Origin of the sequence: Rhizobium aouanii, assembly GCF_037002925.1 — a bacterium.
In the GTDB taxonomy this organism is placed as follows: Bacteria; Pseudomonadota; Alphaproteobacteria; order Rhizobiales; family Rhizobiaceae; genus Rhizobium; species Rhizobium aouanii.
In genome coordinates this window covers 166,950-181,454 of record NZ_JBAMYD010000015.1, presented here as the reverse complement: position 1 = coordinate 181,454, position 14,505 = coordinate 166,950, and the positions used below count along the sequence as shown (strand labels likewise).

Here is a 14,505-nt window from a genome sequence, read left to right as displayed (position 1 = left end):
ACGCTTTAGTCTGCCATACTCCCGCAAGACTTGCTTTTCCAGCTTTTTTAGCTTCTTCCGAAAAGCCGCTCGATATCGCTAAGCTTCAATTCGATATAGGTCGGCCGGCCGTGATTGCACTGGCCGGAGCCGGGCGTCACTTCCATCTCCCGGAGCAGAGCGTTCATTTCCTCCGGCCGCAGCCGCCGTCCGGAGCGCACCGACCCGTGGCAGGCCATGGTCGCCGCCACATATTCGAGCTTGGCCGACAGGCCGGACGCCGTGTCCCATTCGGCGATCTCGTCGGCAAGCTGGCGGATCAGCCCATGCGCATCGACCTCGCCGAGCATCGCCGGCGTTTCGCGCACGGCAATCGCCCCGGCGCCGAAACGCTCGATCGCCAGGCCGAGTTCGGAAAGCTCGGCCGCATGCTGCATCAGCCGGTCGCAATCCTCTTCCGGAATGTCGATGATCTCGGGGATGAGCAGCACCTGCGAGGCCAGCCGCTTCGAATGCAGCGCCTTGCGCATCGCTTCGAAGACCAGCCGCTCATGTGCGGCATGCTGGTCGACGATGACGAGCCCGTCCTCGGTCTGGGCGACGATGTAGTTTGCGTGGATCTGCGCCCGTGCCGCGCCGAGCGGATACCGCGCGTGTGGTTCGGGCGCTGCCGGCTGCGGCGAAAACTGCGGCTCGGCCCGCGCCGTCGGCATCGAAAGTCCGTCGAAGGATGCCTGGGGCCGCTCGCCGAAACCCGTTGTTGGCTGATAGGGCCGGGAGGGCGAGGTTTCGGCCGACCATGCCGTTTGCGGTCGCTGGCTATTCGGCTGGAAGCCGGGGCGGAAGGAACGCAACATGTCGCTCGCGCCGGTCGTTGCCGCCCGGCTGCCGTCGCGCGCTAAGGCCTCGCGGATGGCGCCGACGATCAGGCCGCGCACCAGGCCCGGGTCGCGGAACCGCACGTCGGATTTTGCCGGATGCACGTTGACGTCGACGAGGGCCGGATCAAGCGTGATCGACAGCACCGCCACCGGATGGCGTCCGGAAGGGATCGTCTCGGCATAGGCGCCACGGATCGCCGAGAGGATCAGCTTGTCCTGCACCGGCCGGCCGTTGACGAAGGCATATTGATGGGCGGAGTTGCCGCGATTGAAGGTCGGCACGCCGGCAAAGCCGGTGAGCGCGATCTCTTCGCGCACCGCGTCGAGCGCAATGGCGTTGTCGCGGAACTCCTTGCCGAGCACCTGCGCCATGCGCCCCAGATGATCGTCACCGGTCGCTGGAAATTCCAGTGTCGTGCGGTCCGAGCCCGACAGCACGAAGCGGACGGCGGGAAAGGCGATCGCCATGCGCTTGACGATCTCGGTGATGGCGCCGGCCTCGGCCTTTTCCGTCTTCAGGAATTTGAGCCGGGCGGGTGTGGCGAAGAACAGGTCGCGCACTTCGACGATCGTCCCGGGATTGGCGGCGGCTGGGCGCAGATGCGCGATCTTGCCGCCGGCTACGGCGATCTCGTGGCCGCCGGCGCTGTCGCGTCTGCGGCTTGCGATGCTGAGCCTCGCGACCGAGCCGATCGAGGGCAGCGCCTCGCCGCGGAAGCCGAGCGTGCGGATATCTTCGAGCGTCTCTGAGATCTTCGAGGTGCAGTGGCGCCTGACCGCCAGTTCCAGATCGGCCGCGTCCATTCCCGAGCCGTTGTCGCTGACACGCAGCAGCGCCTTGCCGCCGCCTGACGTGGCGATTTCGATGCGCGTCGCGCCCGCGTCGAGCGCGTTTTCGATCAGTTCCTTGGCAGCGCTCGCCGGCCGTTCGATGACTTCGCCGGCGGCGATCTGGTTGATTAGCGTTTCGGAAAGCTGTCTGATGGCCATGGGCTATTTTCGGGGATTCGCGGGCCGGAGGGAAGGGCTTTCCAAGCGCTTTCCCGAAACGTGATCCGGTCCTCCACCAAATTTGGGAATAGGTAATGTTAAGCCGGTTTTAACATAAAAATGGCATTTCTAATCACATACCTCCGGAAGCTGCGAAATCGAACAGATGTGGGACGCAACAGAATGAGTGCCGGCTTCGAAAAGGCGGACACATCATCAGAAATCGATGGGGCTCCCGCCGAGGCCGATCTGCAGACGGCGCTTTTCGATGTGGTGTGCGACAGCCTTTCCGCAGCCTTCATTATCTACGACAAGAACGATCATCTGATCTTTGCAAGCCGCCAGACTCTCGATTTCTTTCCGCTGCCGGCCGAGATGCTGAAGCCGGGCACGCGGCTTCGCGATTTCCTCGGCGCGATGTACGACACCGGCATTCGCCAGCAGTATGATGTCAAGCAGGGTGGCTCGCTGAGCCGCGAAGACTGGCTGTCGCAAAAAATCGCCTCGCATTGGCGCGAGCGCTTCGACGCCGTCGAGCGCCACGGTGCCGATAGCTGGGTCCGCTTTGTCAAGCGCAGGCTGCCCGGCGGTTACGGCGTGACCATCATTTCCGACATTTCCGAGAGCAAGAAGCGCGAAGAACAGTGGCGCTCCGATCTGGAGCGGGTGCAACTCACCGAGGACATTCTCGACAACCTGCCGTTCCCGCTGTTCGTCAAGGATCGCAACCTCACCTATGTCGCGGTCAACCTCGCCTTCTGCGAGAAATATCAGACAAGCGCCGACGAGGTGCTCGGGCGCAAGAGCGGCGATCTTTTTTCAGAAGAGATCGCCAAGCGCTTCGAAGAAAGCGACCGCCATGTGCTGGAGACCGGCGAGATGTCCGTCTCCCGCCAGCGGCAGATCTCCCGCGACGGCATCGAGCGCGATATCGTCAGCCGCAAGCACCGCATCGGCAAGCCTGGCCGCTATTTCCTGGTGTCGACCATGCAGGACCTGCCGCGCGACGGCGCCGATCTCGACGAGTTCGGCCAAGCGTCCGCGATTACCGCCTCCAGCAATCAAAGCTATCGACGGGCCTATGTGCCGGTACCAACCGGCATCGCACGGCGCGAACCGGCGGCGATGGAAGCGATCGTTCCGGAGAATTTCTCCGGTCGCAAGATCCTCGTCGTCACTGCCGACCTTGCAGCCGAGACCGCCGCGCTGCGGACGCTGACGAAATACGGCTTCGAATCCTGCTCGGTCCGCGGCGAGGATGAAGAGGAGCGGTTCCTGGAAATCGCCACCTCCTCCGGCATCTCCCTCGATCTTTTGATCATCGACAACCAGATGGGCATGCGCTGCCTCGAGCTTGCCGAGCAATACGGCATCCCGGCGCTCGTCATGGACGGTTTCCAGATCGCCAACGAGCTCACCTTCCAGATCGCCCGCCATTTCAATCGCAACAGCCGCAGCGCCGCCGGTTCGGATGCCGATTGGGAAATCAGCATTTCCGACGATCCGGTCGGCCTGCAGGTTCTCGTCGCCGAAGACAATGATATCAATCAGATCGTCTTTTCGCAGATCCTCGAAGGTCTCGGTTATCGCCACATGCTTGCGGCGACCGGCGACGAGGCCGTGCGCCTCTGGGCCGAGCACCGGCCGCAGATCGTGCTGATGGATATTTCCCTGCCGGGCTTCAACGGCTTCGAGGCCGCGCGCCTCATCCGGCAGATGGAGGAAACCGGCGGCGGCACCCGTACCCCGATCATCGGCGTGCTCACCCAGGCATTCGAGCGTGACCGCGCCGAATGCGTCAAATCAGGCATGGACGACGTCATCATGAAACCCGTCAGCCCTGACATGCTGGAGACTGTATTTCAGAAATATCTAATGAACGAGGCCATGCGGGCCCAAAACTGAAGCATGTCGCGCAAAAGTGTGCAGGCGCCAAAATACCCGTCAACTCCCCAGATTTTAGGGAGGTTCAGGCGGCTATGCCGCTGATTTACTATCGAATTGTTAAGACCTGCCGGTCATTCTTCTGCATGGCTCCGGAGGAAAGCTCGGGTTTGGATGATGAAATCGGCAGACATAGCTTTCTTGACCGTCGGTCAGAATGAGCTTCAGGCGATGGCCTATACCGATCCGCTGACCGGATTGGGCAACCGCAATCGCATGCGGGACAAGGTCTTGCAGATCTCCGCTGAGCGCGCCAGCGATCCGGCCCCCTTCACCATCGGCATCGTCAACCTCGACAGTTTCAAGCCGATCAACGATCTGTTCGGCTCGACAGCCGGCGATGAAATCCTCTGTCAGGTCGCCCATCGTCTCAGAGCCTGCATTCCTGACGGCGCGCTGGTCACCCGCCACGATGGCGACGAATTCGCCTTCGTGCTGCCGTTGATCTTCGAGCGGGCGAGTGCCGAGAAATTCGGCCAGATGATCCGCGAGGTGCTGTCGGCGCCTTATGACCTCGGCGACCGCAATGTCCGTCTTTCCGCCTCCCTCGGCTTTTCCATCTATCCCTTCGCCGGAGAGGATTGTGAGGAGTTGCTGAAGAGCGCCGAAACCGCCCTCTACCGTTCCAAGCGCCGCGGCCGCGGCCAGATCACCGTCTATTCGCGCGAGATCGCCCAGGAAATGAAGCGCGCGACCCAGCTGGAGCAGGCGCTCAGAAACGCCATCATCTCCGATGCGATCGACGTGCATTTCCAGCCGATCGTCTCGCTGTCCAACAATCAGGTCGTCGGCTTCGAGGCGCTCGCCCGCTGGAACGATCCCGATCTCGGCTTCGTGTCGCCCGGCGTCTTCGTGCCGCTGGCCGAGGAGCGCGGCTTCATCGACGCACTGTCGGAGGCGCTGCTGCGCAAAGCCGCCGAGGCAGCGCTCTCTTGGCCGCGCGAACTCTTCCTGTCATTCAATCTTTCCTCGGCCCAGCTGATGGATCCGGGCACGAGCAGCAGCGTCCTGTCGATCCTCGGGCGCGTCGGCTTCGATCCGCATCGCCTGGAGCTGGAGATCACCGAGACGGCGGTGATGAGTTCGGCCGATACCGCTCACCGCATCATCGCCGATCTGCGCGCCGCCGGTGTACGCATCTCGCTCGACGATTTCGGCACCGGCCAATCGAGCCTCGGGCGCCTGCGCGACTTCATCTTCGACAAGATCAAGATCGACCGCGCCTTCGTCTCGCGCATCAATTCCGATCGCGCCTCCGAACACATCATCAAGGCGATCCTCACCATGTGCGAGGGCTTGGAGCTGGAAGTCGTAGCGGAAGGCATCGAGGATTATGCCGAGGCGGTGAAATTGCGCGCACTCGGCTGCGGCATGGGCCAGGGCTATCACTTCGGCCGTCCGGCCGACGGTATCGCCACGCTGCGCTTCCTGCACGAAAACTACTACGATCCAACCATGGCGGAGCGTGTCAGCGCATAAAACGATGGCGCCCCTGGGAGCGCCATCGCCTACGCTATACTACCGCGCACGGATTACTTGGGCGTGGTCGAGCCAGTCGCCGTGGTATCGGTACCGGTCGCAGCCGGAGCCTTTTCGGCCGCCAGCATTGCCAGCGTCTTGAACTCAGGTGCGGCCTTCAGCGATTCAGCCGTTTCGCTGGTCGTCAGCTTGACGCTGCCGTCCTGGGTATTCTGCGCGACGGTGATCTTTTCCATCGGCACGGCGACGTTCTTTTCGCCGATCCCGAGGAAGCCGCCGACGCCAACGATTGCGGCAACCATGCCGCCGTCCTTCTTGAGAATCAAGTCGTTGACGCTGCCGATGCTTTCATTGTTGGCGTTATAGACCGACTGGCCGATATAGGTGTTGGCGCTCACCTGGTCCGGAGACTGTTCCGTCAGATAGCTGGCATCAGCCGTATCTGCCGTCGGTGCCGGGGCAGGAGCCTGTGCGGCATCGCCGGCGGGCTTGGTGACATCAGGCGTCATCGGCTTCGGTGCTGCCGGATCGGCGGGAGCCGTCTGGGTCGGAGCGGCGGGATCCGCCGGCTGCGGCGCCGTCTGCGAGAATGCCGCCGGTGCGAAAGCCGTGGCAAACAGTGCGCCAGCGGCAACGGTCGTCAAGAGTTTGCGTGTCATTTCGAACCTACCTTCACTTCCCTGGAGTAATCGCTGACCCGGCAACGTCTGTGTGATTGCCGCGCCGGTTCGAAAGGAAAATGACTGGTGGGCCGATTGGTTCCGGTTGAAGACACGGAAAATTTCTCGATTTTCACGGAACATTTATCGAAGAACCGCTGCTGAAACGAGAAAAAGGCGCCCGGGTCGGGAGCGCCTCTGATGGACTCAGATCCCGCCGTGTCAGATCACATAGACGGGATCGAACACGCCTTTGACGTCGATGCCGAGTTCCAGAAGCGCGCCGGCGCTCGGCTGCGCCGAACGGGCGTCTTCGTCGAGCCCTTCCCAGGCGGTCGTCACAGCCAGGCGGTCGGCATTGACGCCGATGAAGGCGGGGCAGGAGGGCTGAACGGCGGGAACCGTGTAGCGCGAGATGCGCAGGCCATCGGGATTATAGCGGTCGACGACACCCGCACCCCAGCGTGCATTCCAGATATAACCGTCGGCATCGACCACCGAACCGTCGATGTCGCCGGGCTCGTTCATGCTATCGACCAGCACGATCGGCTCGCCCGAGGGCAGGCCGGTCAACGGATCGACCATGACGCGCATCAGCCGGTTGATGCGGGAATCCGTATAATAGCCGATCGTGCCATCAGGCGAGAAGCAGATCGAATTCGGAATGCTGATGCCGTTGAAGATCTTCGTCACCTTGCCGCCCGCGACATGATAGATGGCGCCGGCCTGATTTTCCGCCCGTTTGCTCATCGTGCCGATCCAGAGCGCACCGGAAGGGTGGGTGCGGCCGTCGTTCGAACGGTTTTCCGGCCTGTCGTTTTCAAGCGCTGCGTAGAAGGTGAGGTTGCCGCTCGCCACGTCACGTACGAAGAGCCCTTCCTCCGTCGCGATCAGCTGCCGCCCGGCGTCGATGCGGGCCAATACGCTCGCCATTACAGGCAGCGGGTGCACCTTTTTCTCGCTCGTCGAAAGATTGAGCTCGTGCAGTTCCTTGCCGAGAATGTTGAACCACCAGACGGTGTTGCTGTCCGGATCATAGGTCGGGCCTTCGCCGAGGACGGAATTGGTATTGCAAAGTGTTTTGCCCTCGAACTCATAAATATCGGTCATACGTTCACGCTCCCAATGGCTGCATCATAAGCGTAAATGGTCGCCTTGGCGCGCTCGGCAACCTCTGATGCGGTCATTCCCGGCTTGTAGATGCTGGTGCCGAGGCCGAAGGCGAAGATGCCGGCCTTGGTGTAATCGCCGAAATTCTTGTCCGACACACCGCCGACGGCGGCAATCGTCAGCTCCGGCGGCAGGATTGCCCGGATCGCCGTGATGCCGGAAGGACCGAGCACACTGGCCGGAAAGAATTTGAGACCGGTGGCGCCGGCGCGCGCAGCCGCCAGCGCCTCGGTCGGCGTAAAGACGCCCGGCATCGTCACCATGCCGTATTCGCGCGCCCGGATGATCACCTCGGGCTCGACATTCGGCGTGACCAGCAGCTTGCCGCCAGCTGCATGCAGGCTGTCGACCGCCTCGATGGTCAGCACTGTACCGGCGCCGATCAGCACCTCGGCCGGCGCCATCTTCGCGGCGATTTCGATGGATTTGAACGGTTCCGGCGAGTTGAGCGGGATCTCGATCGCCGTCAGGCCGTTTTCGATCAGAGCACCGACGACGCTTTCGGTCTCGTCGGGCCGGATGCCGCGAAGGATGGCGATCAGCGGACGCTTCATGTCGGGGAAGGGAATACGGTTCATCGTGTCAGCTTTCTCAATTCGGCCAGATGGCTTCGGCGGCGGCCGAAAGCCCGCGGCGCACGGCGGCGTCGGCGTCGATGGCGGTGAAGGCAAGGGAGAGGGTTCTAAAGGCCTGTTCGTAGAGCGCCTGCAGGCGCCCGGAGGCGACGAGGGTGATGGTGGTGCCGTTTGCCGCATCCTGCAGCGCCCCGGCGATTTCGAGGCCGATCAGCGTACCGGAAAGCCGGGCTTGCGCGGCAGCGGCAGAAATCCCGTGCAGGAGCTGGCCGGAACGGGCGGCAAAGAGCAGGTTGGAGGCAAGGGCCGGGCTTGCGAAAGCGGCCGAGACCGCGGCCTCGAAGGCCGCCGCATCCGCCGGCTGCTCTTCCACACCGGCCACGGCATGCGAAAGGATCGTGTGTTTGCTGATGACGTCGAAAAGCTCGCCGGTCATGAAGGTCGAAAAGCCGGTCACCTTGCTGTCCGTCACATGCACCCATTTCGAATGCGTGCCGGGCATGCAGACCGCCTGCGCGCCTGAGCTTGCGCGGCCGAGCGCGCCGAGAAGCTGGGTTTCCTCGCCGCGCATGACGTCGGGCCTCGCCATGTCCCGCTGGGCAAGGCCCGGCAGGATGCGGATGTCGCGGCTTTCGCCGGGCACGGAGACCGCCCCGGTCAGGATCGAGGCGAGCGGCGCCGGCACGTCGATGTAACCGGCCTCGACCCAGCCCTGCCTGGCGCCGGCCATGCCGCAGACGATCGCTGGCAGGTTTTCCGGCGCCTCGATGGCGGCGAGATGGCCGGCAAGCACCGCAGAAAAGCCGGTCTTTGCCGCGCTCGTCATGCCTTCGCCGCTTCGGCGTTCGGCAAGGACGGTGCCGTCCCTGCCGATCAGCCAGAGCCGAAAACTGCTGGTGCCCCAGTCCACCGCGACATAAGCGGGATTTGTCATTACAGAACGCCTCCATCGACAATCAGGGACTGGGCGGTCATCGCCGCCGCACAGTCGGATGCAAGAAACAGGCAGGGACCGACGATCGCATCGGGCTTGAGCGCGACCTTCAGGCACTGGTCCTCGACCGAGCGCGCAATGCTCTCCTCGGTGAGCCAGTGCTGCATCTGCCGCTCGGTGACCACCATGCCGGGCAGGATGCAGTTGACCCGGATGTTCTCCGGCCCGAGCCTGCCCGCCAGGCTCTTCGTCAGCCCGACGACCGCCGCCTTGGCTGCCGCATAGGCGGGAAAGCCGCCCATGTTCAGCTTGAAGGCGATCGACGACATATTGATGATCGCTCCGCCGCCGGCCGTCCGCATCGACGGCACGACTGCCTGCGAGGTGAAGAACACATGCTTGAGGTTGACCGCCTGGTTGTTGTCCCAATAGGCCTCGGTCACCTCGTCGAATTCATGGCGGTCATCCCAGGCGGCATTGTTGACGAGCACGCGGATCGGTCCTGAATTGGCAATGACGTTATCGACCGTGCGCCGGATCGCCTCGATGTCCCGCAGGTCGGCATGGTGAAAGGAGACCGGATGTGCCGTGTCCCGCGACAGCCTTTCGGCAAGCTCGCGGCCCGCGATCTCGGCGATATCGATGAACGAGACCTTGGCGCCCTGGCGCGCGAAGCCTTCGACGATCGCAGCACCGATGCCCGATCCGCCGCCAGTCACCAGCACGGGTCGGTCTTTGAATTCGGGAAATTGTGCTGCCATCATGGTCACCGTCGCCTCCCCACCTCTGTTGTTCCATTACTTGGAACTTAATTTGACTATATGGAATTATCGAATTACACTGCCCTTTCTGTCAAGGGCGGACAAGGTGATGAATTCAAACGGCGAAAGCACGGCACAGACACGCGAGACCGGCACGCTCGGCAAACTGATGGTTCTGCTCGATCTCGTCACCCATGCCGATGCGCCGCTGCGTTTCACCGATATCCTGGCCCTTGCCGGCCAGCCGCGCGGCACGCTGCATCGCCAGCTCACCCATCTGGTCGAGGAGGGGCTGCTCGAGCTCGATGGCGACGGCCGTTATGCACCCGGCCTGCGCCTGCTCGATTTCGCCGCGCGCAGCTGGGCGCGCAACGAGTTCCGCCTGATTGCCGAACCGCACCTTAGAGATCTGCAGCAGGCGACCGGCGAGACGGTGCATCTCGGCGTTCTGAGAGGGCAGTCGATCATCTATCTCGATAAGGTCGAAGGCCGTCAGCCGGTGCGCATGTATTCGCAGATCGGCAATGCCTCGCCCTGTTATTGCACCGGCGTCGGCAAGGCCGCCCTTTCGCTGCTGCCGGCCGAAAGCCTCGTCGATCTGCTTGCCGGCCTGAGCTTCACCAGCTTTACCGCCTCGACCCATGTCTCTGCCAAAACGCTGCTTGCCGAAATCCGCGAGATTGCCGATCAGGGCTATGCCTTCGACCGCGAAGAGCATGAGGCCGGCATCCGCTGCGTTGCCGCACCCATCTGGTCGGAGGATCGGACCTTTATGGGTGGCATTTCGATTACCGGCCCGGCCTATCGCTTGTCGATGGAACTTCTGCACCAATGGTCCGTTCCGGTGCAACTGGCGGCTGCGAGCATCATGGAAGGCATGCGCGTCCGTCTCGGTCCGCGCCGCTGACGGAAGATCGCCGTCGGCCACTGCTGGACGTAATCGCAGAGCATGCTTATGATAAGCGCGATATTGAGATTTTCCGGCGAATCACCACAACTAGAACGGTCCGCGAAATCTACAACCATTCACCGGCCGAACGCTCAACGCCGCAGCCGATTCCAACCAGCGATCGTCTTTTCCCGATGCAATCGAGCCGGCCGCGGCGGGCAGGTTTCGCAAACGGTTTGCCGGCCGCTGTGCCGAAGATGAAGAAATGTGATGGCACCCTTGTCGCAAACATCCACGGAAGAAGACGATTATGTTCAGGAAATAGCGGGCCTGAAGACCCAGTTCGATATTTTCCGTTTCATGAAACGGGTGACGGAAGCCTATCGCAGCCGTGCCTTCATGGTTCTCAACCTGCCACCGATCACTTCCCTCGATCTTCAGGGCAGCACCGTCATCACCAGCTGGCCGGCCGAGCTTCTGGCCCTCTACGACCAGGAGGGCCTGATGGTGAACAGTCCGGTCCTCAGGCGGCTGAGAACATCCGCGCGGCCCTTCTTCTACGATATGTCGCGGCAGAATTGGTCGCGGGACGACGGCAAGTCCATTCTCGTCGCCTCCCTGTTTGAACGTTTCAAGATGATGCGCTGCGCCTATTTCCCGACGCATGAGCCCTCCGGCCTGCGCGGCGCCGTCTCTTTCGCCGGCGACCGCGAACCCTTCAGCCCGGCCGAGATGCGCGAGCTCTGCTACATCGCCATCCATGTCTTCGACAGGCTCGCCGAGATCCGCAACCTCGATACGCGCATGACGGATACACTGACCGACCGCGAGATCGATTGCCTCAACTGGACGGCGGCCGGTAAGACCAGTGCCGAAATCGCTGAAATCCTGACCCTGTCCGAGCATACGGTCAATCACTACCTCAACCGCGCCACCAAGAAGCTCGATACGGTCAACCGCACCCAGGCGGTCGCCAAGGCGCTGCGCATCGGCCTGATCAAATAAGTTGCAAAAAACAACCGACTGCTTTCGAAGCCGCCCAGCGCATAGGCATGTCTTTCCCGTTGAGGGGCTGTCGCAAGCGCTTTTGCAGTCTTTTCCTTGATTTCCCATCTGGCACGCTTTCTGCATCTCTTGTGCGAGAGGTCCAGAGGGGACTTTGAGGCCAGCGCCAGGAAATGGCGCGGCCGACACACCGCTGTCCGACGCCGTTGCCGCTTTTCTCCCGGCTCTTCGGTGTCGGCGGCGGTTGTTGCGTTTTGGCACCGCTTCTTTCCCGGCTGCCTGCGATTTCGTCTCCCCGTTCACTTTTCGCTGGTCTTTTTTTCGGCTTGCTCTAGTTCGCCCCGGATTGCGCCGGTTCTCGGGGAACCCGTTGCGGCCATCAGGGCGAAAGCCCGGCGGACTTGATGGCCGCAACGGATTGCCAATTCTCCCCGGCGCTCTTTTGGTGCGCCGGACTTTCCTCCCGATGATTTTGTTTGGCGAAGGCTTCCGTCTCCACTATCTCTACTGCATGATTTCAGCCCCGATCGGAGTCGATCGGGGCTGAAATCATGCAGCAATTCAAAGTGCTACAACGTCCTTTGCGCATCTTGAAAGACGCGCGGCGCTGTAGTCTGAAAAGAAGCAGTGAGGGTGGAATGACCGACGTCACCAAGGAACAGGTTCTCGAAACGCTGAAGACCGTGCGTGGACCCGATCTCGAGCACGATATCGTCGAGCTCGGTATGGTCTCCGACGTCTTCATCTCCGACGGCAAGGTTTATTTCTCCATCACCGTCCCGGCCGACCGCGCCAGGGAGCTGGAGCCGATGCGGCTCGCCGCCGAGCGCGTCATCAAGGAAATGCCGGGCGTCAAGGGTGCCCTCGTCACACTGACCGCCGACAAGAAGGCCGCCGCCGCTCCGGCTGCCCGGCCGAACCCGCCTCACGGCCATGCCGGCCATGATCACCAACATGATCATGCGGGCCACGCTCACGCTCCTCAACAGCCGCCGCGCGCCGGCAAGATCGGTGTGCCCGGCATCGGCGCCATCATCGCCGTCGCCTCGGGCAAGGGTGGGGTCGGCAAGTCGACCACCGCCGTCAATCTCGCACTCGGCCTGCTCGCCAACGGCCTTCGTGTCGGCATTCTCGATGCTGATATTTATGGTCCCTCGATGCCGCGGCTCTTGAAGATATCCGGCCGCCCGACGCAGATCGACGGCCGCATCATCAATCCGATGGAGAATTATGGCCTCAAGGTCATGTCGATGGGTTTCCTTGTCGACGAGGAGACGGCGATGATCTGGCGCGGGCCGATGGTCCAGTCGGCGCTGCTGCAGATGCTGCGCGAAGTCGCCTGGGGTGAACTCGACGTTCTCGTCGTCGACATGCCGCCCGGCACCGGCGACGCCCAATTGACCATGGCCCAGCAGGTGCCGCTTGCCGGCGCCGTCATCGTCTCGACGCCGCAGGATCTGGCGCTGATCGATGCCCGCAAGGGCCTCAACATGTTCCGCAAGGTCGAGGTGCCGGTGCTCGGCATCGTCGAGAATATGAGCTATTTCATCGCCCCGGATACCGGCACCCGCTACGACATCTTCGGCCATGGCGGCGCCCGCAAGGAGGCCGAGCGCATCGGCGTGCCCTTCCTCGGCGAAGTGCCGCTGACGATGAACATCCGCGAAACCTCCGACGCCGGCACGCCGCTCGTCGCCTCCGAGCCGAACGGCGTCGTCGCCGGCATCTATCGCGGCATCGCCGCCAAGGTCTGGGAACAGGTCGCCGGCCAGTCCCAGCGCCCGGCGCCGGCGATCGTCTTCGAATAATGCATGCCGCCCGGAAGTGTGAAGCGGTTCCGGGATAAAGGCATGCATCACAACAAATGCATGCCGCCCGGAAGTGTGAAGCGGTTCCGGGATAACGGCATGCACACAAACAAAGAGCTGAAGCGCATCGCATGGATCACCTGCGATGCGCTGCGCTTTAGACGGCGCCGAATCACCGCGGCGGATACCCCAAATTGTGGGGGAAACGTGGTGAAAAGCCGCGCTTCACGGAAGATGTCTTGATTATTTCACGGCTTTGCTTCATATGCCGCGGCGCCATGATGGCGTTTTGCTGCAGATGCTCAGTGACGGCTGTCTTCGTTTCGAAGAGGCCGGCCCGCCTGCAAGTTCGGAGTTATCTTGTCGATCGAAGGATTGGGAACTGCGATGCGGTTGAGCACAACGCGCATGCCGGCCTTTAAGGTTGGATGCAGCCGGAGAGACGACCGGTGATTACCGCTTACTGTTCCAATTGCAGGTCGGTCGAGATCCGCGATCTGTCGCATGCCGCCTCCTTTCCCGAGGATGTCGTCTGGATCGACATGATCGAGCCGACCCGCGACGAGGAACTCTATGTCGAGAGGGTTCTCGGCATCGAGGTCCCGACCCGCGACGACCTCAAGGATATCGAGCCTTCCGCCCGTCTCTATGTCGAAAACGAGGCCGTCTTCATGACCGCCTCGCTGCTCTGGAAGGCTGACACCGACGTACCGACGCTGACCGATGTCGCCTTCATCCTGACTGGAAATCGCCTGGTCACCATTCGCTACGCCCATCCCAAATCCTTTGCGCTGTTTATCGCCGCCCTCCACCGGCTGCCGGAAAACTGGCGCAGCGGCGCTGCCCTTCTTGCCAAGCTCTTGGAGACGATCGTCGACCGCACCGCCGAGATCCTCGAAATCTCCGTCTCGCGCCTCGACATCCTGTCGATGCATGTCTTCGGCGACCGGGCAAGGAAGGTGCGCAAGCCCTCGAACTATCTCGAGGAGAAGTTGCGCGATATCGCCGGCCATCACCGAATGATCAGCAAGGTGCGCGACAGTCTCGGTTCGCTGTCCCGCCTGCTGACCTTCTTCCACACCGTCCCGGCGATCCAGCAGGACCGCGAGGCGAAGGAGCTCTGCCGCACCGTCTCGCGCGATATCCAGTCGCTGTCGGAACATGCTTCCTTCGTCGCAGGCAATATCACCTTCCTGCTCGACGCTTCGCTCGGCCTGATCAACATCGAGCAGAACTCGATCATCAAGATTTTCTCGATCGCCTCGGTGGTATTCTTGCCGCCGACATTGGTCGCCTCCATCTATGGTATGAACTTTCAGGTCATGCCGGAGCTGAACTGGGCAGCGGGTTATCCCTATTCGCTGGCCCTGATGGTGTTATCCGCCGTCATCCCCTTTTTCTTTTTCCGCTGGAAAGGCTGGCTCTGAGGAG

Annotated in this window: 12 protein-coding genes; 6 read left to right on the top strand and 6 right to left on the bottom strand. The window is 62.2% G+C overall.

What is annotated here, in order from left to right; genetic code table 11:
- Positions 1-47: 47 nt before the first annotated feature.
- Positions 48-1,850, bottom strand: coding sequence for a DNA mismatch repair endonuclease MutL (mutL, locus tag V8P77_RS25145; RefSeq protein ID WP_335914678.1), 1,803 nt, complete (start codon positions 1,848-1,850; stop codon positions 48-50).
- A gap of 183 nt (positions 1,851-2,033) precedes the next feature.
- On the opposite strand from mutL, the gene V8P77_RS25140 reads away from it, so the two are divergent.
- Together V8P77_RS25140 and V8P77_RS25135 are read left to right on the top strand one after the other, a co-directional pair.
- Complete coding sequence (locus V8P77_RS25140; protein ID WP_335914677.1) at positions 2,034-3,755, top strand: response regulator; 1,722 nt, start codon at positions 2,034-2,036, stop codon at positions 3,753-3,755.
- 153 nt (positions 3,756-3,908) lie between these two features.
- Entirely contained in the window at positions 3,909-5,273 is a 1,365-nt protein-coding gene (locus tag V8P77_RS25135; protein WP_072639516.1) for a putative bifunctional diguanylate cyclase/phosphodiesterase, read from the top strand.
- Between the two features lie 53 nt (positions 5,274-5,326).
- Here V8P77_RS25135 and V8P77_RS25130 read toward each other — a convergent pair whose 3' ends face one another.
- The 5 genes from V8P77_RS25130 to V8P77_RS25110 all read right to left on the bottom strand — a co-directional run bounded on the left by V8P77_RS25130 (position 5,327) and on the right by V8P77_RS25110 (position 9,375).
- Positions 5,327-5,932 (bottom strand): PRC-barrel domain-containing protein, encoded by a 606-nt coding sequence (locus tag V8P77_RS25130; protein WP_335914676.1) that lies wholly within the window; start codon positions 5,930-5,932, stop codon positions 5,327-5,329.
- A 222-nt stretch (positions 5,933-6,154) separates the two neighbouring features.
- Positions 6,155-7,042, bottom strand: a complete 888-nt coding sequence (locus V8P77_RS25125) for an SMP-30/gluconolactonase/LRE family protein (RefSeq protein ID WP_335914675.1) — start codon at positions 7,040-7,042, stop codon at positions 6,155-6,157.
- Positions 7,039-7,680, bottom strand: coding sequence for a 2-dehydro-3-deoxy-6-phosphogalactonate aldolase (locus tag V8P77_RS25120; RefSeq protein WP_335914674.1), 642 nt, complete (start codon positions 7,678-7,680; stop codon positions 7,039-7,041). Before V8P77_RS25120 ends, V8P77_RS25125 begins: the two co-directional genes overlap by 4 nt.
- A 13-nt stretch (positions 7,681-7,693) precedes the next feature.
- A complete protein-coding gene (locus V8P77_RS25115; RefSeq protein ID WP_335914673.1) occupies positions 7,694-8,611 on the bottom strand; it encodes a 2-dehydro-3-deoxygalactonokinase in 918 nt (305 codons plus the stop codon).
- The gene (locus tag V8P77_RS25110) at positions 8,611-9,375 is read right to left on the bottom strand and encodes an SDR family NAD(P)-dependent oxidoreductase (RefSeq protein ID WP_373694609.1); all 765 of its coding nucleotides are present in this window, start codon (positions 9,373-9,375) and stop codon (positions 8,611-8,613) included. The genes V8P77_RS25115 and V8P77_RS25110 overlap by 1 nt, the downstream gene beginning before the upstream one ends.
- Positions 9,376-9,481: 106 nt before the next feature.
- Here V8P77_RS25110 and V8P77_RS25105 point away from each other — a divergent pair, with 106 nt between their 5' ends.
- The 4 genes from V8P77_RS25105 to V8P77_RS25090 all read left to right on the top strand — a co-directional run bounded on the left by V8P77_RS25105 (position 9,482) and on the right by V8P77_RS25090 (position 14,501).
- Entirely contained in the window at positions 9,482-10,279 is a 798-nt protein-coding gene (locus tag V8P77_RS25105) for an IclR family transcriptional regulator (RefSeq protein ID WP_335914672.1), read from the top strand.
- A gap of 252 nt (positions 10,280-10,531) precedes the next feature.
- Positions 10,532-11,266 (top strand): LuxR family transcriptional regulator, encoded by a 735-nt coding sequence (locus V8P77_RS25100; RefSeq protein ID WP_335914671.1) that lies wholly within the window; start codon positions 10,532-10,534, stop codon positions 11,264-11,266.
- 638 nt (positions 11,267-11,904) lie between these two features.
- Complete coding sequence (locus tag V8P77_RS25095) at positions 11,905-13,074, top strand: Mrp/NBP35 family ATP-binding protein (protein WP_335914670.1); 1,170 nt, start codon at positions 11,905-11,907, stop codon at positions 13,072-13,074.
- A 449-nt stretch (positions 13,075-13,523) separates the two neighbouring features.
- A complete protein-coding gene (locus V8P77_RS25090) occupies positions 13,524-14,501 on the top strand; it encodes a magnesium transporter CorA family protein (protein ID WP_335914669.1) in 978 nt (325 codons plus the stop codon).
- Positions 14,502-14,505: the final 4 nt, after the last annotated feature.